This window comes from Paraburkholderia lacunae (genome assembly GCF_003353175.1).
In the GTDB taxonomy this organism is placed as follows: Bacteria; Pseudomonadota; Gammaproteobacteria; order Burkholderiales; family Burkholderiaceae; genus Paraburkholderia; species Paraburkholderia lacunae.
This window is the reverse complement of the sequence record NZ_QHKS01000006.1, coordinates 68815-88568: the sequence shown is the minus strand read 5'-3', so window position 1 is coordinate 88568 and position 19754 is coordinate 68815. Positions and strand designations below refer to the sequence as shown.

General features: G+C 60.7%; 20 protein-coding genes. 9 read left to right on the top strand and 11 right to left on the bottom strand.

Annotated features, from left to right (window positions below; all coding sequences use genetic code 11):
* Positions 1-373: 373 nt before the first annotated feature.
* From DLM46_RS10580 to ppnP, 3 genes are all read left to right on the top strand, one after another.
* Positions 374-1834 (top strand): amidase, encoded by a 1461-nt coding sequence (locus DLM46_RS10580; protein ID WP_244306063.1) that lies wholly within the window; start codon positions 374-376, stop codon positions 1832-1834.
* Between the two features lie 237 nt (positions 1835-2071).
* Positions 2072-2473, top strand: coding sequence for a DUF3597 domain-containing protein (locus DLM46_RS10575; protein ID WP_115100722.1), 402 nt, complete (start codon positions 2072-2074; stop codon positions 2471-2473).
* A gap of 372 nt (positions 2474-2845) precedes the next feature.
* On the top strand, positions 2846-3166 hold the full coding sequence (gene ppnP / locus DLM46_RS10570; protein ID WP_115100721.1) for a pyrimidine/purine nucleoside phosphorylase: 321 nt from the start codon (positions 2846-2848) through the stop codon (positions 3164-3166).
* A gap of 332 nt (positions 3167-3498) precedes the next feature.
* On the opposite strand, the gene DLM46_RS10565 is transcribed toward ppnP, so the two are convergent.
* The 4 genes from DLM46_RS10565 to DLM46_RS10550 all read right to left on the bottom strand — a co-directional run bounded on the left by DLM46_RS10565 (position 3499) and on the right by DLM46_RS10550 (position 4787).
* Positions 3499-3732: a hypothetical protein gene (locus DLM46_RS10565; protein WP_115100720.1), complete on the bottom strand. Its 234-nt coding sequence runs from the start codon at positions 3730-3732 to the stop codon at positions 3499-3501.
* A 115-nt stretch (positions 3733-3847) separates the two neighbouring features.
* Positions 3848-4081 carry a hypothetical protein gene (locus DLM46_RS10560; protein WP_115100719.1) on the bottom strand — a complete coding sequence of 78 codons (234 nt, stop codon included), beginning with the start codon at positions 4079-4081 and terminating at the stop codon, positions 3848-3850.
* Positions 4082-4200: 119 nt separating this feature from the next.
* A complete protein-coding gene (locus DLM46_RS10555) occupies positions 4201-4434 on the bottom strand; it encodes a hypothetical protein (RefSeq protein ID WP_115100718.1) in 234 nt (77 codons plus the stop codon).
* Between the two features lie 119 nt (positions 4435-4553).
* Positions 4554-4787: a hypothetical protein gene (locus DLM46_RS10550; protein ID WP_115100718.1), complete on the bottom strand. Its 234-nt coding sequence runs from the start codon at positions 4785-4787 to the stop codon at positions 4554-4556.
* 342 nt (positions 4788-5129) lie between these two features.
* On the opposite strand from DLM46_RS10550, the gene DLM46_RS10545 reads away from it, so the two are divergent.
* Together DLM46_RS10545 and DLM46_RS10540 are read left to right on the top strand one after the other, a co-directional pair.
* Positions 5130-5579, top strand: a complete 450-nt coding sequence (locus tag DLM46_RS10545) for a GlcG/HbpS family heme-binding protein (protein WP_115100717.1) — start codon at positions 5130-5132, stop codon at positions 5577-5579.
* 391 nt (positions 5580-5970) lie between these two features.
* A complete protein-coding gene (locus DLM46_RS10540) occupies positions 5971-7374 on the top strand; it encodes a GGDEF domain-containing protein (RefSeq protein ID WP_115100716.1) in 1404 nt (467 codons plus the stop codon).
* A 119-nt stretch (positions 7375-7493) separates the two neighbouring features.
* Here DLM46_RS10540 and yfcF read toward each other — a convergent pair whose 3' ends face one another.
* Positions 7494-8084, bottom strand: a complete 591-nt coding sequence (yfcF, locus tag DLM46_RS10535; protein WP_425273977.1) for a glutathione transferase — start codon at positions 8082-8084, stop codon at positions 7494-7496.
* 353 nt (positions 8085-8437) lie between these two features.
* On the opposite strand from yfcF, the gene DLM46_RS10530 reads away from it, so the two are divergent.
* The 4 genes from DLM46_RS10530 to DLM46_RS10515 all read left to right on the top strand — a co-directional run bounded on the left by DLM46_RS10530 (position 8438) and on the right by DLM46_RS10515 (position 12691).
* Complete coding sequence (locus tag DLM46_RS10530; RefSeq protein ID WP_244306059.1) at positions 8438-9613, top strand: NHL repeat-containing protein; 1176 nt, start codon at positions 8438-8440, stop codon at positions 9611-9613.
* A 220-nt stretch (positions 9614-9833) separates the two neighbouring features.
* Positions 9834-11078, top strand: a complete 1245-nt coding sequence (locus DLM46_RS10525) for a Crp/Fnr family transcriptional regulator (protein WP_115100714.1) — start codon at positions 9834-9836, stop codon at positions 11076-11078.
* Positions 11079-11149: 71 nt separating this feature from the next.
* Positions 11150-11914, top strand: coding sequence for a flagellar motor protein (locus tag DLM46_RS10520; protein ID WP_115100713.1), 765 nt, complete (start codon positions 11150-11152; stop codon positions 11912-11914).
* 72 nt (positions 11915-11986) lie between these two features.
* The gene (locus tag DLM46_RS10515; RefSeq protein ID WP_115100712.1) at positions 11987-12691 is read left to right on the top strand and encodes an OmpA family protein; all 705 of its coding nucleotides are present in this window, start codon (positions 11987-11989) and stop codon (positions 12689-12691) included.
* Positions 12692-12758: 67 nt separating this feature from the next.
* Here the strand turns inward: DLM46_RS10515 and DLM46_RS10510 are convergent, their stop codons facing one another.
* The 6 genes from DLM46_RS10510 to DLM46_RS10485 all read right to left on the bottom strand — a co-directional run bounded on the left by DLM46_RS10510 (position 12759) and on the right by DLM46_RS10485 (position 19666).
* Entirely contained in the window at positions 12759-13997 is a 1239-nt protein-coding gene (locus DLM46_RS10510; RefSeq protein ID WP_133300322.1) for an EAL and HDOD domain-containing protein, read from the bottom strand.
* 422 nt (positions 13998-14419) lie between these two features.
* On the bottom strand, positions 14420-15040 hold the full coding sequence (locus DLM46_RS10505; RefSeq protein ID WP_115100710.1) for a nucleoside/nucleotide kinase family protein: 621 nt from the start codon (positions 15038-15040) through the stop codon (positions 14420-14422).
* Between the two features lie 151 nt (positions 15041-15191).
* On the bottom strand, positions 15192-16067 hold the full coding sequence (locus tag DLM46_RS10500; RefSeq protein WP_115100709.1) for a sugar phosphate isomerase/epimerase family protein: 876 nt from the start codon (positions 16065-16067) through the stop codon (positions 15192-15194).
* The gene (locus DLM46_RS10495) at positions 16064-17095 is read right to left on the bottom strand and encodes an ABC transporter permease (RefSeq protein WP_115100708.1); all 1032 of its coding nucleotides are present in this window, start codon (positions 17093-17095) and stop codon (positions 16064-16066) included. The genes DLM46_RS10500 and DLM46_RS10495 overlap by 4 nt, the downstream gene beginning before the upstream one ends.
* Positions 17096-17097: 2 nt before the next feature.
* Entirely contained in the window at positions 17098-18105 is a 1008-nt protein-coding gene (locus DLM46_RS10490) for an ABC transporter permease (RefSeq protein WP_115100707.1), read from the bottom strand.
* Positions 18098-19666 carry a sugar ABC transporter ATP-binding protein gene (locus tag DLM46_RS10485; RefSeq protein ID WP_115100706.1) on the bottom strand — a complete coding sequence of 523 codons (1569 nt, stop codon included), beginning with the start codon at positions 19664-19666 and terminating at the stop codon, positions 18098-18100. Before DLM46_RS10485 ends, DLM46_RS10490 begins: the two co-directional genes overlap by 8 nt.
* Positions 19667-19754 lie beyond the last annotated feature (88 nt).

Here is a 19754-nt window from a genome sequence, read left to right as displayed (position 1 = left end):
TTGTTCGTCCCCGCCTGAAGCCGGCCTACTGGTACTGCGTCACGCCATGCAAGAAAGCGTGGTTGCTTCGGCCATTTGGTAATTCTTTGGCGATCGACAGAGAATGTGTCATACCGCATCAGCATGTGGGTATGCGGTGAGCAGCAAGAATATCACCCGCTCGAACTCGGCGACGGAGCGCGTCCGTGCCTACGTCCGCTGGTAACGATTGAGCCGACGTTCGAATATTCATCTCCACCTATTGCGCAAGAACGATCAAATGGCCTTCGCGGCAAGGGCATATAGTGCGTCCTGAACCCTGACATGAAAGTAACGAATCCTGCCGCGCAAGCAGGCCGGTTCATCGATGTCGAATAGTGATGAGGATAACGATATGAGCTTCAAGAACGCTCGTGAAATGACACTCGCGTTGCAAGCCCGCGAGATATCAGCCGTCGAACTGTTTGACGAGGCCGTGGCTCGTATCGAACGTTACGACGCCAAGACGAATGCCGTCGTGGTGCGAGACTTCGAGCGTGCGCGTCTGGCCGCGGCAGCGGCCGATGCCGCCCTCATGCGAGGCGATCGCCGTCCGCTGCTCGGCGTGCCGATGACAGTGAAGGAGTCCTTCAGCATGGCGGGCTTGCCGAAGACCTGGGGAGTGCCCGGCACCGAGACAATCAGGATCGACGAGGACGCGGTCGCCGTGCGACGCCTCAAGAATGCAGGCGCCGTCATCCTGGGGAAGACCAACGTCGCAACGATGCTGGGCGATTGGCAAACCTACAATCCCGTGTACGGCGTCACAAGCAACCCCTGGGATCTCACACGCACGCCCGGCGGCTCGTCCGGTGGCTCGGCGGCCGCGTTGGCCGCCGGGTTCGTTCCGCTCGAACTCGGCAGCGATATTTACGGCTCCCTGCGAGTTCCGGCACATTGCTGCGGCATCTATGCGCATAAGCCCAGCCACGGCCTTGTGCCTCTGCGCGGCGCTGGCCCGCCAGGCAGTCCGATGTTATCGGTGAGCGTCGATCCCGACCTCGTCGTGGCGGGACCCATGTCGCGCAGCGCCGGCGATCTCGCGCTGGCCCTCGATGTGCTGGCCGGCCCCGACGACGCACAAGCGGCAGCCTACCGCCTCGAGCTACCTCCCTCTCGCCATACCCGACTTGCCGACTTCAGGGTGCTCATGCTCGAAGACCATCCGGTGGTGCAGATCTCGAACGAGGTACGCGCGGCAATGCGACGTTTTCGTCAGCAGCTTGAGGGAGCCCGTTGCACAGTGGGGACCGGGAGTGCCTTGCTGCCCGATCTGGGGCTCGTGATGCACACCTTGGGCCAGCTATTTTTGTCATTCATGGGCGCAGACATGCCGCTTGACGATTATCGTGCTCTTCAGGAGCAGGCCGCCGGCTTACCCGGAAGCGACACCAGTGACGCGGCGATGGAGTTGCGCGGCCTGGTGCTCAGCCATCGCGACTGGATTGCTGCCGACCGCGCCCGAGTCGCCCTGATGCATCAGTGGCGTCAGCTCTTTCGGGAATGGGATCTCGTGCTTTGTCCGGTACTGCCGACACCGGCCTTCACGCATGACCATTCCGACATCCGCTCCCGCCGTTTGGAAATCGACGGCAGGCAGACTGCCTACACTCATCAGGCCCTATGGCAGAGTCTCGCGACCTTGACTGGATTGCCCGCGACCGCGTTTCCAATCGGCTTGGGCGAAAGCGGCTTGCCTATCGGGCTCCAGGCGATAGGCCCCTACCTCGAAGACCGGACCCCCATCGCCTTTGCTGAACTAGCCGAGCGCGAGTTTGGCGGATTCGTGCAGCCCCCGGCCTTTGCCGAATCGTGACGTACTCGGGGACTGGATACGGTGGACGGCGCAGTCTCGACGATTTCGCGCCCGGAAGCGCCGGAACACGAAACACCGTATGCGTTCCGCGTGGCCTGGCGCAGACCGCCGACATCTAAACATTGTTAAACAATTTGCCATGACCCGGACGCAAACCTCGCATAGGATATTGACGGCACACGTATCGGAAACGGTACGGTGTTTCCCTGAATTACCAACCTGTTGGGAGCATCCAGAATGAGCATCTTCGGCGATATTGTGAACAAGCTGTTCGGCAAAGCAAAACCGGACCAACCACCGCCTGCGGCGGAGCCGACACCGGATCCCGCGGCAGCCCAGGCTGCCGCCCCGGATGCCACGCCTGCACCTGCGCCTTTGACTGACGTCGACGTCGAAGCCGTGATGGATCAGCTTGTCAGTGAAAGTGGGCAAACGCTGAACTGGCGCACGTCTATCGTTGACACCATGAAGGCGCTCGGCATCGACAGCAGCCTCGAACATCGCAAGCAGCTCGCCCAGGAACTCAAGTACGACGGCGACATGAACGACTCGGCGAGCATGAATATCTGGCTGCACAAGCAAGTGATGCAGGCGCTGGCGGCGAACGGCGGGAAGTTGCCGCCCGACCTCGCCGCCTGACTTCGCTTTGGGCGAGCATCTCGCCGGGGGTCTTTCGCCGTTTGCCTCGTCAATTGAACGGGCTGAACCCTGAAAGATCCGTGAACCCTGTATAGGTGCGCAATATGTTTGCATATACAGTTCCGGAGACCGTGATGGAGCGTCTGGTGCGGCAACGACAACTTCCCGGAGACCGTAGGGCGTGTCCGTAGGCGCGCCGGCTACAAACGCACCGTTACACGAAGGTCACCGACTGGCGCCGCCGACAGCCTGTATGATGGCGGCGGCGCCGGACCGAAAGCCCGCGCAGGCGGCCCGCGCAGATCGCGCACCGGTCGCTGCCGCTACGCGGCGCCAACTCATCCATTCACGATGCCTCTGAGGAAGACCGCCATGACGGCCGCAACGCAATTCGATCAGGTTTCCATTATCAAACGAGCCAACGTCTACTTCGACGGCAAGTGTGTCTCGCACACCGTCCTGTTCGCCGACGGCACGCGCAAGACGCTCGGCGTGATCCTGCCCGGCGCGCTCAACTTCGGCACCGACGCGCCGGAACTCATGGAGGTGCAGGCCGGCCAATGCCGCATCCGCCTCGCAGGCAGCGACGAGTGGAAGACGTACGGCGCGGGCGAGTCGTTCTCGGTGCCCGGCAAGAGTCGCTTCGATATCGACGTGATCGAAACGCTCGACTACGTCTGCAGCTATCTGTAACGACGGACGGGCGCAGGGCGCCCGGCGGTAGACACTTCGAAAGTACATCTCGAACACCGGAAACAACAGGCACGCGATATCGGAGAATTCTGGAGGATAACGAACTACGTTGATCGAACTACCCGCCTGGACCTCGACAATGTGCGCCCCTGTTATGAAGCTATCGATTCGGATTTGAATCGCGTCCTGTTACCGGAAATTTTTATTCGCACACCAGAACCGACCGACGCTCCATGTCCTGCCGGAGCAGCTCTCGCTTGTGAACATCGCGGAGAGCGCACGTCGGAGGATCGGACTGTATCCCGTCGGTGCAGCTCTCCCGTCCCTCCAACTCATGCCTTGACAAACTGCAGGCCGCCAAAATTCTGGATGGTGGGAATATCGACCTTCGTGTACGTGTCAACCTGGGTGACCGGCGCCACCACGATGGCTGGGCTGGCGAAACCGCCGCCATAAGCAGCGTTGACGTTTCCGAGGTTGTAGTTGTTACCACCGCGTACAGCCGAAAGGGCCTTGGCGGACAGTTCTTCGGAATGTGCGAGGTCTTTGATCATCAGCGCGGTCATGGTAAATCTCCTGGGTTTGCTTCGGTTTGGAAATACGCGATTCTTTGCAAGCGGTGGAGAGTCCCCGTAGGGCGAACGGTGTCACCGATCGGAAGGACTCTCCAATCTGCTTAACTCACAGTGCAACAAACTGCAGGCCACCAAAATTCTGGACGGTCGGAATTTCGACCTTCGTGTGCGTGTCGGTCTGGGTAACCGGCGCCACCACGATGCCCGGGCTGGCGAAGCCGCCACCCACCGCAGCGTTGAGGTTTCCGACGTTGTAGTTGCTGCCGCCGCGTACAGCCGAAAGGGCCTTGGCGGAAAGTTCTTCGGAGTGTGCGAGGTCTTTGATCATCAGCGAGGTCATGGTAAATCTCCTTGGGTTTGCTTCAATCTGGAAAAGCGCGATTCGGTGCAAGTGGTAGAGAGTCCCCGGAGAGGGGTGAACGGCGTCCCCGGTCAGAGAGACTCTCCGATCCGCTTGACTCACAGCCCGACAACCTGCAGGCCGCCGAAATTCTGGATGGTCGGAATCTCGACCTTCGTGTGCGTGTCGGTCTGGGTGACCGGCGCCACCACGATGCCCGGGCTGGCGAAGCCGCCGCCCAACGCAGCGTTGAGGTTTCCGACGTTGTAGTTGCTGCCGCCGCGTACAGCCGAAAGGGCCTTGGCGGAAAGTTCTTCGGAGTGTGCGAGGTCTTTGATCATCAGCGAGGTCATGGTAAATCTCCTTGGGTTTGCTTCAATCTGGAAAAGCGCGATTCGGTGCAAGTGGTAGAGAGTCCCCGGAGAGGGGTGAACGGCGTCCCCGGTCAGAGAGACTCTCCGATCCGCTTGACTCACAGCCCGACAACCTGCAGGCCGCCGAAATTCTGGATGGTCGGAATCTCGACCTTCGTGTGCGTGTCGGTCTGGGTGACCGGCGCCACCACGATGCCCGGGCTGGCGAAGCCGCCGCCCAACGCAGCGTTGAGGTTTCCGACGTTGTAGTTGCTGCCGCCGCGTACAGCCGAAAGGGCCTTGGCGGAAAGTTCTTCGGAGTGTGCGAGGTCTTTGATCATCAGCGAGGTCATGGTAAATCTCCTTGGGTTTGCTTCGGTTTGGGAAAGAGCACTATTCGTTGCGCTCACAGGCACAAACGCATAGGGTGTGCCAAGCTCAAATCGCGAACCGGGGAAATTCTTCTAACCACATGAAAACAAAGACAAATAAATATTTCGCATGAGTCGTTTCGAAGCTTTCGAAGGGCTGGAGAAAAAAAGATGTCCTGCCGTGACAAACATATCCCCCAGTGACTGTTTGTTTTGGGACAACAGGTCTGCCCAAGTCGAGTTCAGATGACATGACGGCGCTTCCCGGTCCTCCCGGCGAGCGTCGCGTGCAAGTCAAACGCCGATGCGTGTCGGGTATGCGGCTTGTGCGGGACCGCGGGCGGCACGCCTGACAAGATCCCATTCGACGTTCCCTACGGCGCGACGATTAGCCTGGATGCCGCGAAGCGGCTGCTCGCAATTGCAGAAGCCGAAGCGAAGAAACACGACTGGAAAATGAGCATTGCTGGCGTCGACACGCATGGCGAACTCCTCGCGTTCGAACGAATGGACGATGTCCAGTATGGGTCGACCACGATCTCACAAAACAAGGCTCGCACGTCGGCAAGATGTCGACGTGAAACCCGGGTCTACTACAACCAGTTTGAGACGGGACATGCCTACGTGAGCACGCTCGATGCGGGGCTGGTGGCGTCGCCGGGAGGGTTTCCACTCGTAGAAGGAGGAAAGCTCGTCGGCGCGATAGGCTGTAGTGGCGGCACAGGAGATCAGGACGCCGCAGTGTGTAAAGCCGCCGCGGATACGATCAAGTAATGCCGACTGAGTCGTCACCGCCCTACCCCATCGCCACAGCGGAAACAACTATGCACGTCGCATGGAGGGCGCTCAAGACGTGATGCGTTGACACCTGGGCGCGCGAGCCGTCGCGGCTGACGACCGTCGGCTACGGTATCGGTCAATTTCAGATGGCAACTGCACGGAATATCAGGAGTCGATGGCACGACCGATGTGTTGCCGACGCGAATCGCAGTCCGTGCTTGTCAGATGAAACCTGACGCTTATACTTCCAATTGCCTGAAGGTAGTCCACTGCGCGGTATGCCTGGCTCTGCACGACGGCATGATCCCGCGTCCGAGTCGGCCGATTCACGCGTCAATCGCTCGGCAATGCGAACAACCACAGCAATATTGTCGGAGACGGGCACATGAGTACGACTATCTCCATCGAACAGCCGCCCCGCCTCATCGGGACCGTGACCAGGATCTACTCGGCTTTGTTGGTCATTGGTTTTGCGCTTGTTCCCGCCTACCTGATTGCTTATCTGGCTTTCTTTCAGGACCCGAGCCTGAAGTTCGAAAACCACGTGTTCCACGAAATCGCGATCGCGGCGGCGACGCTCGAGGGGCTGTTTGTCACCTATGTGACCTGGCGTTGTTATCTGTCCTCGGGTGAACCGCTGTTGCGGTGGCTGACGTTGGGCTTTCTAGGCTTTGTGCTGATCTACGCGCTGCACGGCGCGTTCACCGGCATGGCTCACCACAATATCTGGCTGTTCCTGCTCTACGGACCGGCATCGCGTCTGGTGATGTCGGTGCTGCTGCTGGTCGGGCTTCTCTCGTATCACCGCGCGCCGGACGCGGTCGAGCGGCGCTCGAAGCCGCGCCCCTGGCTGACCGCGATCGCCGCGTTCGCCCTGATCGACCTGGCCGTTGCACTCATCGCGAATTCGCCGATCGCGGGCAACCTGGCAGTGCGACTGTCGATGGAGGGCGGGGCGCTCATCTTCTCGACGCTGAACGTCATGGCGCTGATGCTCCGTCGCATTCGCTCGCCGCTGATGGTGATCTACGGCATCTCGATCACCTTCTTCGGGCTTGCGTCTCTCGCGTTCATTCTCGGCAAGCCCTGGAATCACATGTGGTGGCTGGCGCACGCGATCTTCGCCGCCGGTTTTTTCCTGCTGAGTTACGGTGTCGTTCAAGCATTTCGCACGACGCAGTCCTTTTCGGCGATCTACAGTCAGGAAGAGCTGATGGCTCGCCTCGCCGAGGCGATGGCACGCACAGAAAGCGCGCTGCAGGAGCTGCAACGCACCAATCACAAGCTCGAGCACCTCGCCGCGACCGATCCCCTGACGGGTGCCGCGAACCGGCGCGAGTTCATTCAGCAAGTGGAGGCGGAAATCGCGCGTGCCAAGCGAGGCGGTGCGCCGTTCTCGCTGCTGGCGCTGGATCTCGACCACTTCAAACTGATCAACGACAACTACGGGCATCAGGTGGGTGACGAGGTGTTGCAGCGATTCGTGCAGAAATGCCTCGATGCCATTCGCCCCTATGACGGCGTGGCGCGGGTCGGTGGCGAAGAGTTTATGGTGCTGCTGCCCAAGGCCGCGCTGGACGTGGCCCGTTCGATCGCGGAGCGCGTCCGGGGCGCCGTGGCTACCGAGGAGCTTTATACGGCAGCTGGGCGGGCTGTCGCCGTTACCGTCAGTGTCGGCATCTCCGAATTCGGCCGCGACGGCGACACGATCGACACCCTCTTACGAGTCGCCGATGAGCGGCTATATCGGGCCAAGCACGACGGCCGCAACCGCGTGGTGGCTGGATAGAGGCGTTTAACCAGACTCAGGGAATTCCTCCGCCGCCACGCAGCCAGCCGAAGCAAAAGCCGGGTTGCAAGCAAGATCGGATCTGCGGCAAAGTCCGCATCTTATTTGGCTTCGCCCATTCAAAGCGGAGGACGGTTCAGTTCGACCCATCGCTGCACCGAGGGTCTCTCCCACTGACGCGCGGCATAGTCTACTAACCTTGTTGGTACCGGATCGCCATTCAGGATGAGGCGATTGAGCATTAACGCCAGATCCGTATCGGCGATGCACCACGTCCCAAACAGATTTGCTGTATCTCCGGAAAGCAAGGCGTCAGCCGCAGAAAACAACTTCTGTACCGCTGCGACGGCCGCAGGGGTAAGCGCCGCACCGGGCGATCCGTAGAACACCACCTCCGTCGAGCGCTCCTGCCGGATGGGCATCAGGTCACTGCGCAGCCAGGCTTGCACCTGGCGTGCCCTCGCTCGAAGATATCTATCTTGTGGATAGACGAGCGTTTCCGGAAATGCATCGTCGAGATATTCAGTGATTGCCGACGACTCCGACAAAGCGAAGTCCCCATGCATCAGCGTGGGTACGCGCTGCGTCAACGACTTGGCTGCATAGCTCGCTTCATGATTGGCGCGACTCCCGAGATCCACGGTTGCAAGGTCAAACGACATACCAGGCATGAAGCGCGCAACGTTCGATCGCGTGCGGTATTCCTGAATGATTCGAAAATCGGTGCTGTCCTCAGGGTTTTACGACGGAATATTTCTTCCTGCCAGCCGTTTACTCATCTGCATCCGCGTTTGCCATCGGACGATCCAGCTCCGTTGCGCATGAAATGGAGCACGCCTCGCTTGCCACGCACCCGCCGGCAAGGGATCGGTATTTGCCCGGTTTGCAAGATTCGCCCCACCGTTGCCGACGCTGCGCGACGTGCATTCCGTTCGAGTCGCAGGACGGCGGTGCTGGTGCCCATCGCATAGGCACGGGGTGAAGTTCGCTAGCGGCGGCCGGCACGCATTGCGTGCAGCGACAACAACGCGCCAGCCCCGCGGCTTTCTTGGAGAGCCCAGTCATGAACCCCGTCGTAAACGGCTTCAATCCGACAATCGACCGGCAACCCTGCCAGCGCGTTGCCCGGTCAAAAGGCCGCACGCTGAAACACCTGCTGCTGGCCACGCTGTTCGGCGTCAGTTTCGCCCTTTCCCCAGCGTGCTCCGCCCTTGCCGGCGAGCTCACGCCGCTGCTCCCGCCGTCGTTCGTCACCTCGTCGACGGTGCCGGCCAACGGTGATCTCAATCCGTACGGCGCCGCCTTCGTGCCCGCTGGATTCCCCCGTTTCGGCACGATCGCCACAGGCGACCTGCTCGTGTCGAATTTCAACAACGCGCAGAACCTGCAGGGTACCGGCACGACAATCGTCAAGATCGTGCCGAACGACAAGCCGGTCACGTTTTTCCTGGGTGCACCCGGCCTCGGCCTGAGCACCGCGCTCGGTGTACTTAGGGGCGGTTTCGTGGTGGTCGGCAGCGTACCGACCACGGATGGCACCTTCGCCACGATCAAGCCCGGCGTGCTGCTGGTGCTGAATCGAACCGGCGGCATCGTCGCGCAGTGGACGCCTGCAACGGCGAAGATCGACGGGCCCTGGGATCTGACGATCTTCGATCAAGGAGACCATGCGAAGATCTTCGTTTCGAACGTGCTCAACGGGACGGTTGTGCGCCTCGATGTGAGCGTCGGCGACGACGGCGTCCACCTCAATCGCGCCACGCAGATCGCCTCTGGTTACGCGTTTCGCAGCGATCCGGCGGCATTGGTCGTAGGTCCGACCGGACTCGCCTACGATCCGCAGCGTGACGTACTTTATGTCGCGTCCACTGCCGATAACGCGATCTTCGCGGTATTCGGCGCGGCCAATTCGCAGCACGACGGTGGCAAAGGAGCGCAGATCTTTGCAGACAGTGCTCATCTCCACGGCCCGATCGCGCTAGCCCTCGGACCGAACGGCCATCTGTTCGTCGCGAACGGCGACGCGGTCAACAGCGATCCGAAGCAGCCGAGCGAAATCGTCGAATTCACGCCGCAAGGCCGCTTCGTCGCGCAGCTTTCCATCGACCCGGCTCCAGACGGTGCATTCGGACTGGCGTTCACGCAGCCGCGTCAAGAGTTCGTCAGCTTTGCTGCGGTCGACGACAACACAAACACCGTGACCGTCTGGAAGCTGCCTTTCGAGAATGCCGGCCAATAATGCGCGACGCAACGGCTTTGGCGCCCCCTTCTCTCGCGCCAAACGTTTGCGCCAGTCAGTCTGCATGACGCCACCACGCCTGATCGTTCGCGCGTGCTAGAGCTAAAGGTTTGCGTCCTGCATGTCGTTATACAGTCAAACAAATCGGGACCATCGGACAGCCTCGCGCCTCGGGAAGGCGCGGGCTGAACGAGGAAATAGCTCTTCGGGGGAATGAATCTTGAACCATCAACGATCGCCATGGTCGCGGACAGCGGCTCCGGGCGAAATCATCTATTCCGAAGGCTTCGCGGGCGACGCCGTTATCTACGTCATCGCCGACGGCAAAGTCGAAATCTCCACGCAATGCGACGAAAAGAAGGTCATTCTTGCCACGCTGGGAAAGGGCGAGTTTTTCGGCGAAGCGGCTTTGTTGCCGGCCGAACCGCGAGCGCACACCGCGAAAGCGCTTAGCTTCTGTCAATTGACCGTCATCGCGGCAAACGTGGTGGAAGAGGAGCTCGAGCGCGTATCGCCGCTGCTTCGCCATATCGTGCGCACCCTGATTCGGCGGGCGAAGAAGAAGGACGATGTCCTTGCCACCTATACGCATGCGGATTTCCTGCCTGGGGTGCTCTCGTATGCTCACGTTCTGGCGCTGATGGCGGGTAACGAGAACACGGACAGACTGGATGGACGCATGCGCCGCGCTCAAGGCGAAGAATGCTCGGTGCCCTTGCCCGACGTCATCAAGAAGTGCCACGCGATCGCAGGCCATTCCCGTCCGCATGTGATGGCCATACTCAAGCGGATGGAGAAACTCAACCTCGTTACGCTCGCACCGGGCGGATCCGAGCGCCTGAACAACACCTCGGCGCGCTATTCAGCGCAGGACGGCGCAACGAGCCGCCAGCTTGTCACGTTCGATCCTGTACGGATCACGGAGCGGGCTCAGCAGGTGGCGGACCACGATCTCGACATCTCGATCGGCAGTGAACTGGAACTGATCGAACTGGCCGACCTGGAAGCCCTGATCGGCGTCGAGAAGAAGCTGATTCTCAACAAGCTCTCCCACGGGGAAATTGCCGAAGACATCTTCGCGTTTCGCAAGACCAAGGTATTGAATTACGTCGAGGAAAAGGGCGTCACGTATTTTTCCCGGCGAAATTCCCGTGCGCCGGGCGACCTGAAATCGCTGGACGATCTGGAGTTTGTCGACCAGCGAGCCTTGTTCGAAGCCGTGAGCGCTTTCGATACCTACGACCTCGCGAAACTGCTCTCCACCCTGACGGATCAGCCTGTCGCCGAGCGCCTGCTTTCGGTGATGACCGAGGCTAGAAAAAAGGAAGTGTCGTGGGTCATGCGGCGTGACATCAAGATCGATCCGATCGAAATTGCCGAGATCGAGCTGCGCTTCCTCGAGACCGTGCGAGCGATCAAATCTCCGGCGGCCAATCCAGCGCCGCTTTCCAGGCTGGATGCCTGACACCCGGTACACGGACAACACGCTGTTTTCGCTTCGTGTCCAATGGCTGGGGCAGCCGTTCGAGAGGATGTATGGATCTTTTGACGCTATTTGGCGCGTTGTTCGGCGTGACCGCCATCGTTGCCGGATTCTCGCTCGAGGGTGGGCACTTCACCTCCCTTTTTCAGCTGGAGGCATTTGTCATCGTCCTGGGCGGGACCCTCGGCGCGGTGATGATCCAGAATACCTGGGCAAGGTTTTATGACGGCATCAAGCAGTTGCGCCTGGCTTTTGTGAAAGCGCGGCAGGTCGACCGGGAAAGCTTGTCCGTCCTGCTCGAGTGGGGCGATCAGGCGAAACTGAACGGCATGCTGGTGTTCGAGTCGATAGAGGCCGGCGGAATCAATCCTTTTGCCAAAAGAGGCTTGGAGCTTCTGGCAAACGGCGTATCGACCGCCGTGCTCGAAGACGCCTTGCAAAGAGAACTCGATGCGTATGAGCGCAATCACATGGCGGCTGCGCGGATATGGCAGCAGGCAGGCGGCTACGCGCCGACGTTCGGGATCCTCGGGGCCGTGCTCGGCCTCATTCAGGTCACAGGCCATATGCTCGAGCCCGCGCAGCTCGGGCAAGGTATCGCCGTCGCTTTTGTAGCTACGCTTTACGGCCTCGCGTTGGCCAACCTGGTCTTTCTGCCGTTGTACGGAAAGATAAGGGCGCAGGTGGATAGCGAGTTGCGCTTCAGGCGCTTATACGTCGACGGCCTGCTCGCGATATCACGCAAGGAGTCGCCCCACACGATCGAAACCAGGCTGGCGGGCGACGTCCGCGAAAGATCGGCTGAGTTGCTGGGATAACCGGTCTCGCCCGGTTGGCGAATGTTGCCTGGACGCCCATTCAAACGTAATCTGGAAACAGACGTCTCGTGTATGAACACCTCCTTGGGTAACAAGCGCCTTGCGTCAGATAAAGCCGGCTATCAGAAAGGCGACGATGCCGAGGAGGAGCAATCCGGGCGCTGGCTGATTTCCTACGCCGACCTCATCACCACGCTCATGGTGTTGTTCCTTGCGCTCTATGCGCTGCAGTTGGCGAAAAATAGAGAGCTTGAAATAAAGACTCTCGAACGTCACGCGGTAAAGGAAATGAAGGGCGCCGCTAGTGCCGACGCTGCTGTTGCCGCGCCCGCAGCGCCGGATGCCGCAAGAAGGCAGCTTCTTTCGTTGTTAGAACCGCTTCGAGAGAAACAGCAGATTACGATTTCGAATGCCACACAGGGCGTTGAAATCGCAATCAACGCGAAGGTTTTGTTCAATTCGGGCGACGCGCGTTTGTTGCCGGAATCTTTCGACGTGTTGAACCAGGTCGCCGTGGTGCTGCGCGACCACTCAAAGAACAACATCCTCGTAGAAGGTCACACGGACAGTCTGCCGATATCAACCGCGAAATACGAATCCAACTGGGAACTGTCGTCGGCACGGGCAGGCGCCGTGGTTCGATTCTTTGCCGACAAAGGGATCGAAGCGCACAGGATGGCCGCGATCGGCCGGGCCGATAACTTTCCCTTGATCATCGGAGACGCGCCGGCAGCGCGAGCTGCGAATCGCCGCGTGACCATCCTCGTGGAATATTGAGTCGCCTCAGACTGGTCGGTAGACCGCGAGCTTGAGCACCCCGGTCGTCGTGTGTTCGATCCGCATGTCAATAACACTCGATGATCTTCTGAAGCTCTGCGGGAGAGGCCACCAGCCGTTGAAGCCTCACAGTCGCCGCGGCCGCATCGCCCCGTTCGAGCAGCGCAGCAATCGACAGCAGCTCGCCGAGTACGCCGTCACCGTTCAGGATGGCCTCGCGGATGGAATCAGAAACGGGTAACTCATCGACAAAGGCGCGCAGTTCCATGTGACAGGCCACATGGAGTAGCGACAACATGCCCGTAAGATAGGCCGTGGCCACCAGCGAACGCGGTCCGTCCGTCATCGCGTCGATCGCCTGTTCCATGAAATGTGCCCGTCGCTGTGCGAGCAAGGCGAGCGGATCTTCATCGACCGGAAGCCCGTCCCGGTTAGCGTAAAGCAGAAGTCCGCACCACTGCAGAAGCCTGCTGCTGCCGGCTATCGAGAGAGCCTGCTTCAGCGACGAAATGCGCTCCGCTTTACCGTTAGGCTGTTCGCTGCTGTTTGCCAGCCGCAACAGTTGGGCGACCAGCATGGGCGTCTCTTTCAGCGCCCGGGCAATACTATCCAACGGGGCATCGCTGCCGACCAGATCGAACACATGAAGGATGGCCTTCACCGGGGGCATCGAGCGCTTGCCGGAAAGAATCTGCGGCTTCGCGAAATAATAGCCCTGCAGCAGATCACAGCCGAGGTGGCGGGCAAGTTCCGCGTCCTCCGCTTGCTCGACCTTCTCGGCAAGCACGACCTTTCCCGCACGTTTGAGCTGGCTGACCAGCTCCGGCAATTCGGCGCGCTCCACGAACGGCCAGTCGATCTTGACGATGTCGACGGACGGAAGAAACCACCGAATATCGCCGGTCATGGTCCTGACGTCGTCCAGCGCCAGCTGGAAGCCCGCGCCTCGTAACTCGCTGCATCGCCGCGCGAGGGCCGAACTCGGTTCGACCGACTCCAGTATCTCCAGGACGAAACGTGAAGCCGGCAGCACATCGGGGTAGTTCGAGAACAGAAAATCGTGTGGGCAGTTAAGAAAGGCGGCCTTGTTCCCGACCAGCCGCTCGAGACCGATCGAGCCCACTGCGCGCTCCACCACCGCTGTCGTGCAGCGCAGGTCGTCGTCGATCCGGCCCACACCGGTAGGCCCGTCCCTGAACAGAAGTTCGTACGCGACAACGCGACCGGCCCGATCCATAATCGGTTGACGCGCCACAAACACAGCCGTGTCACCTGGCGCTACGGCCTCGACGGGTACGCTGATCAAAACTGGCTCCGGCTGGAAAATCTACGGTAGATGGGGCGACGTGTTTCTGCCATCCTTCGTCGACCCGCACGCGAGAGGACTGGCACATGAATCTGGTCGGCCCATTTGCAAAGTTAGTATGGTAACCCGCTGACCAGGAAGGCATGTAAGAGCCGGTAAGGAACCCGCTCTTACGACACTTGTTCCCGATCCTGGTCATGCCCGCGGGACATCGCTATAGCCACCCGGGAAGCAGAAGGTACGCTACGGGTGCACACGAATCTTCGCATCATATTCCGAAATCAATTTTTCCCGCCACCCATGATCCGTCTGAAACTATCGCTGCGAGATTGCCAAAGGCGCAGAAACGCGTTCAGTGATTCGGCCGTCAACGGCCGGCATTCCAGCAACCGTCACTGACCACTGCTTGACAGGACGCCGCGCTACGACGGCCATTGGAAAACCAGATCGGCGCGCGCTCGCGTCGACTCAATCAAGACCGCGTTGACCTCGTCAGTTTGCTGAACCCAGTTTCTGGCAGCGTCTTCATCACGGCCGAACATCATATGGCGGCCAACCAGCCGCTTCCTCCGCAACGCCGGATCGACATCGACATACCATGCTTCGTCGAGCAGTTCACGAACGCCCTTCCAGTGTCCGTGCTCCAACAATAGATAGTTGCCTTCGGTCACGACCAGCGGCGTGTCCGGCATGACCGGGATGGCCCCGGCAACGGGTTCCTCGATCTCGCGGCGAAACGTTGGGGCGTAGATACATTCGTCGTGACGTTGTGCACGCAAACGGCCCAGCAAGGCAACGTAACCCGCACTGTCGAACGTATCCTCAGCACCCTTGCGGGACGCGCGGCCAAGACGCTCGAGTTCGACGTTCGCAAGATGAAACCCGTCCATCGGCACGACAACCGCGCGGCCTGGCAGTGCGTCGAGAATGGCCTGCGCCAGCGTCGATTTACCGGCGCCCGGCGCACCGACCAGCCCAAGGATGCGGCGCCGACCGTCAGCGACAAGCTGCTGCAGCCGAACAATAAAGTGATCCTCGATCATCAGGACAGTCCTAAATGGATTTGGGAAAGGCGTGCTGGGCAGCGAGACAGGTCACGCTTTGCACGGATGTCTCGCCGGGGCGGGCTGCAAGATGTGCAGAGGTTGGACTTCCTGGTTTGCGCCGCGCGCCCAGCACGGCGGCGCAAACGCCCTAATGGTGAGCCTTTGCTTTGGCTGCCGCGTTGATGCCGCCAGCCATGAATGTCTGCGCATGGATTGCCAGATCCATGCTGTCGTCCCACAGGTTTCGCCAGATCGCCAAGGCGTTGGACAACTGCTCGTTCACGACGGTGGAAGAGAAGCTCTCGAACGTGACGACGCCTTGGTAGTCGATCATCGCAAGCGCATGGAAGAACTGCGCAAAGTCGATGGTCCCGGAGCCGAGATAACCCCGATTGCTTTCGCCGATATGAACGTAGCCCAAATGTTTTCCGCACGCCAGCACCGGCTGCATGAAGTCCGATTCCTCGATGTTCATGTGATAGGTGTCGAGATGAACGACGACATTCGGCGCGCCAACGTCATCCAGCATGGCGAGCGCTTGCGATGCCGTATTGAGCAGGTTGCTCTCATAGCGATTCACCACTTCGAGCCCAAGGGTGATGTTCTTCTTCAGTGCGAAGTCGGCGATGCGCTTGAGCGAATCCACCGCATTGCGCCGCCCCCGCGCGGTAAGCGGTTGCCCATACTTCGCCATTGCGCCGTACAGGATGCCGCCGAAGTAACCGCCCCCCAGTTCCGCGGTGATGCTGATGCCCTCTTCCAGCAACGCGAGACCGCGTGCGACCGTCGCCGGATCATCGCTGGAAACGTCGGCATCCAGCGTGAGGCCGCGCGAGCAGCCCACCTTGAGTTCATGCTCCTGAAGAAGGTCGCGAGTCATCGCGAGGTCCATGACCTTGGGTCCGTGCAGCGACAGTTCGACGAGGTCGAAACCGGCGGCTTTGGTCTGGGTGATGACCTTGCGGGTCGACTCCGGCGTCAGATCGCCGGCCCAGACCAATGCGTGAACACCTAACGGATTCATTGTGCAACTCCTCCCGAAGCGGTCACGCGACTGCGGACCAAGGACTGAAAAAAGCCATTCGCCCACGCCCAACGGATGAGCATCACGGCAAGCAGAAACACGCCCCACAAAGCGGTGGCGAGGTGCTGGTTGGCGCCGAGCAGGTTGAGACCCGAGGCAATCACCTGCAGGATCACAAGCGCGATCACGACCGGAACGACACGCCCGAAGCCGCCAAACGGATCGACACGGCCAAGGAAACAGGCGAGCACGGCGATCAGCAGGAACGCTTCGCCATGACCCACCCGCACCGAATTGAAGCGGGCTGCCATCACCACCCCAGCGACACCGCACATGAGACCGGACAGCATGTAGATTCGCGTGACGGCGCGCGTGGTGGCGATGCCGGAATACCGGGTTGCCTCGAGGTTGGATCCAATCATGCGCGTGGCGAAACCAAGCCGCGAACGCGTCATCACGACGTGCCAGAGCGCTGCGCATCCAGCGAAAATCCACAGCGGCACTGGAACGCCGAGCAACACGCCGTTGCCCATCTCCCGCACAAAAGGTGGGAATCCGGAAATGTCGCCGCCGTGGGTCAGGAACTCGCCCAGTCCGCGCAGGAAGATCATCATCGACAAGGAGACGAGAATCGGGCTTGCACCGGTTCGCGCAATGATGGCGCCCATCACCCATCCGGAAGCCGCACCGGTGGCCAGTGCCGCGGCGATCCCGAGAATGATGGCTCCCGCGCCGGCATCTGCGCCACCTTGCGAATGAATCACCCAGGCCATCGCCAGGCCGGCGATGTTGGCAGTGAAGGTCACCGCCAGGTTGAAGCCGCCCGAGATCAGCGGCATCAGCATCGCGAGCGTAAAGAGTCCCAGTTCCGGCAGTTGAAAGGCCACCGAGACGAACGTGCTGGCGGAAAAGAAGCGATCGGAGGCAAAGCTCATGACCGCGATCACGAAGGCGAGGAAGCCGAGCAGGCCGACGACGTCGGCGGGCACGAACGGTACGCCGGAACGTTTGGATGACGAAATTTTCATGATCAGGCCTTTGCGCTTTGCGGCGTGAACCGCGATCCGACGAACCTGGCGAAGCCGCCGCTCGACACCGTGATGGCAAGCAGAATGATGGCGCCGATGATCATCTTGAACGCGTACGGCGAGATCCCGAGCAGGTTCAGCCCGTTCGCGGTGATGGCGGTCAGCAGAATGCCGAGGATGGCGCCGAGGATCGTGCCTCGTCCGCCGCCCAGTCGCGCGCCGCCGAGAACCACAGCGGCCAGCACGTCCAGTTCACGACCGTACAGCGCGTTGGGCACCACCTCCTGTACGTAGTGGGCCTGCATGAGCCCGGCGATTCCGGCCATCATGCCGAGCCAGCCAAACGCCACGTAATGCATGGTGCCGATGTTGATGCCGACGCGGCGGGCTGCCTCCGGGTTGTCGCCCATAGCGTAGAGCTGCCGGCCCGTGGTCGTGCGACGCAGCAGGAACCAGGTGGCCGCCACCATGACGATCATCACCGCAACGGGTAGTGCGAGATCCGCGATGCCGCTCGAGGTCTTCAACTGGATGAGTGAAACGCGCTGCGTCCACCAGTCAGGCAGGTCGTAAATCGATACGCCGCCGGTCAGGAACATCAAGCCGCCGAAGAACACGTTGAAGGTCGCAATCGTCACCACAATCGAGACGATGCGGAACCTGTAGATGATGGTGGCGTTGATGGCGCCAAGCAGAAAACCGAACACGCCGGCCGTGACGAAGCCGATCGCCCAGTTGCCGCCACCGAGCCGCATCACGGTCATCGCCGTCAGATACTGGACCACGGATGCGCCCACTGCGAATGAGATGTCGATCCCGCCGGCGATGAGCACAACCAGCAGTCCCACGGCGAAGATGATATTGACCGAGCTTTGGTTAACAAGGTCGAACAGATTGGGCAGCGTGAGGAAAGTCGTCGTCGATACGCCGAGACCGATCACCATCACGGCGATGAGGAGTATCAGCAGGGCCTCGATCGAGCCGATCCCCCATTTGCGCAGATCAGGCATGGACGTCTCCTTCGATTTGGTCCATGGTTGTTGCGCTCGGCACGTATTGCGCCACAATGCGGCCATTGCGCATGTGCAGAATGCGGTCCGAGTTGAAATAGACTTCCGGGATCTCATCGGAGATCAGCAGGATGGCCATACCCCGTGCAGCGAGCTGATGGATGATGTCGAAGATGCCGGCCCGAGCGCCCACATCTACCCCTACCGTGGGTGAGTCCAGAATAAGCAGCTTCGGATTGGTCGCCAGCCACTTGGCTAACACGACGCGCTGCTGATTACCCCCCGACAGCGTCGACACCGCGTCTTCCGGCTTGCCGATCTTGATTGCCAATTTCTTGACCCAGTCCTGGATCAGCGCGCCGCGCTTGCCGGGATCGATCAACCGGGCCGGACCTAGCAGGTCGTCCAGCACCGCGGCTACGGTGTTGTCACCGATCGACTGCGGCTGCACGAGGCCAAGCTGAAGGCGATCTTCCGAAACGTAGGCGATGCCCGCCCGGATCGCCTCCCGGTTGGAGCGCAGCGACAATCGCGCTCCGTCGAGGCTGGTCGCCCCCGCACTCGGCCGCGACATTCCGAACAGCGACAGCGCAAGTTCCGTTCGTCCCGCGCCAAGCCGGCCGGTGAGGCCCACGATCTCGCCTTTCCTGATGCAGAAGGAGACTTCCTCATATTCACGCGGCCGTGTCAGACCCTCGACTTGCAGCACGACCGGCGCGGCGGAAAAATCGGTGGTCCGCACCGCATAGTCGAATGTGCGGCCAGTCATGAGTTCCGTGAGCCGTGTTTGCGTCATGCCGGCGGTGGGGAAGGTACCGACATACTGGCCATCGCGCAGCACGGTCACGCGAGTGCATACGTCGAGCACCTCGGCCAGCCGGTGGCTCACGAAGACAACTGCGATGCCATCGGCCGAAAGCCGCCGCACGATCGCCAGCAGGGCCCGGGTCTCGGCATGGGACAGCGACGCTGTCGGTTCGTCCATGAACACCAGCCGCGCGTCGGCTACGAGCGCCCGGGCGATCGCCACGATCTGTCGCTGGGCGATCGACAGGGAACGCACTGAGCGCTCGAGGTCAATGTCAACGCCAAGGCGCTCAAGGATGCGGCGAGCCGCAGCCTTCATCCGGCCGTAGTTGACAAGGCGCGGACGAGACCCGAGATTCTGTTCGAAAGCGATGTTCTCAGCGACTGTCATCTCGGGGAAAAGCGCCAGGTCCTGCCAGATCACCTGGATTCCGAGGTCGCGGGCCTTTGCCGGGTCCAGCCCCTCGATCGACTGACCGTCGAGCAGCATCACCGCATCGGCTTCCGGTTGATAGACGCCGCTGATGACCTTGATCAGCGTGCTCTTGCCGCAGCCGTTCTCGCCCGCAAGGCAGAGGACCTCGCCCGGCATGACGTCGAACTTCACGGCCTGCAGCGCCTTCACGCCGCCAAAAATTTTGGAGATGTTGTCGAGCTTGAGCAGCGCGGTCCGTTCGGCGACGGCTGCAGCCGGTACCTCGCTCGCGAAACCCCGCTGCCACGCGGGGTGATCCTTTGAAGCTGCTGTGATCATGGGAACGCTCCACAATACTGCCGACTTGCGGCCTGCCTGATCCGACGTAGTCTCTATCGGCCGGTGAAGCGCGCTCTCGCGGCTCTTC

Bases quoted from the DNA above. Each gene is read 5' to 3' on its own strand.
- DLM46_RS10580 (WP_244306063.1), top strand. From the start codon at position 374: ATGAGCTTCAAGAACGCTCGTGAAATGACACTCGCGTTGCAAGCCCGC.
- DLM46_RS10575 (WP_115100722.1), top strand. From the start codon at position 2,072: ATGAGCATCTTCGGCGATATTGTGAACAAGCTGTTCGGCAAAGCAAAA.
- ppnP (WP_115100721.1), top strand. From the start codon at position 2,846: ATGACGGCCGCAACGCAATTCGATCAGGTTTCCATTATCAAACGAGCC.
- DLM46_RS10565 (WP_115100720.1), bottom strand. From the start codon at position 3,732: ATGACCGCGCTGATGATCAAAGACCTCGCACATTCCGAAGAACTGTCC.
- DLM46_RS10560 (WP_115100719.1), bottom strand. From the start codon at position 4,081: ATGACCTCGCTGATGATCAAAGACCTCGCACACTCCGAAGAACTTTCC.
- DLM46_RS10555 (WP_115100718.1), bottom strand. From the start codon at position 4,434: ATGACCTCGCTGATGATCAAAGACCTCGCACACTCCGAAGAACTTTCC.
- DLM46_RS10550 (WP_115100718.1), bottom strand. From the start codon at position 4,787: ATGACCTCGCTGATGATCAAAGACCTCGCACACTCCGAAGAACTTTCC.
- DLM46_RS10540 (WP_115100716.1), top strand. From the start codon at position 5,971: ATGAGTACGACTATCTCCATCGAACAGCCGCCCCGCCTCATCGGGACC.
- DLM46_RS10530 (WP_244306059.1), top strand. From the start codon at position 8,438: ATGAACCCCGTCGTAAACGGCTTCAATCCGACAATCGACCGGCAACCC.
- DLM46_RS10520 (WP_115100713.1), top strand. From the start codon at position 11,150: ATGGATCTTTTGACGCTATTTGGCGCGTTGTTCGGCGTGACCGCCATC.
- DLM46_RS10515 (WP_115100712.1), top strand. From the start codon at position 11,987: ATGAACACCTCCTTGGGTAACAAGCGCCTTGCGTCAGATAAAGCCGGC.
- DLM46_RS10505 (WP_115100710.1), bottom strand. From the start codon at position 15,040: ATGATCGAGGATCACTTTATTGTTCGGCTGCAGCAGCTTGTCGCTGAC.
- DLM46_RS10500 (WP_115100709.1), bottom strand. From the start codon at position 16,067: ATGAATCCGTTAGGTGTTCACGCATTGGTCTGGGCCGGCGATCTGACG.
- DLM46_RS10495 (WP_115100708.1), bottom strand. From the start codon at position 17,095: ATGAAAATTTCGTCATCCAAACGTTCCGGCGTACCGTTCGTGCCCGCC.
- DLM46_RS10490 (WP_115100707.1), bottom strand. From the start codon at position 18,105: ATGCCTGATCTGCGCAAATGGGGGATCGGCTCGATCGAGGCCCTGCTG.
- DLM46_RS10485 (WP_115100706.1), bottom strand. From the start codon at position 19,666: ATGATCACAGCAGCTTCAAAGGATCACCCCGCGTGGCAGCGGGGTTTC.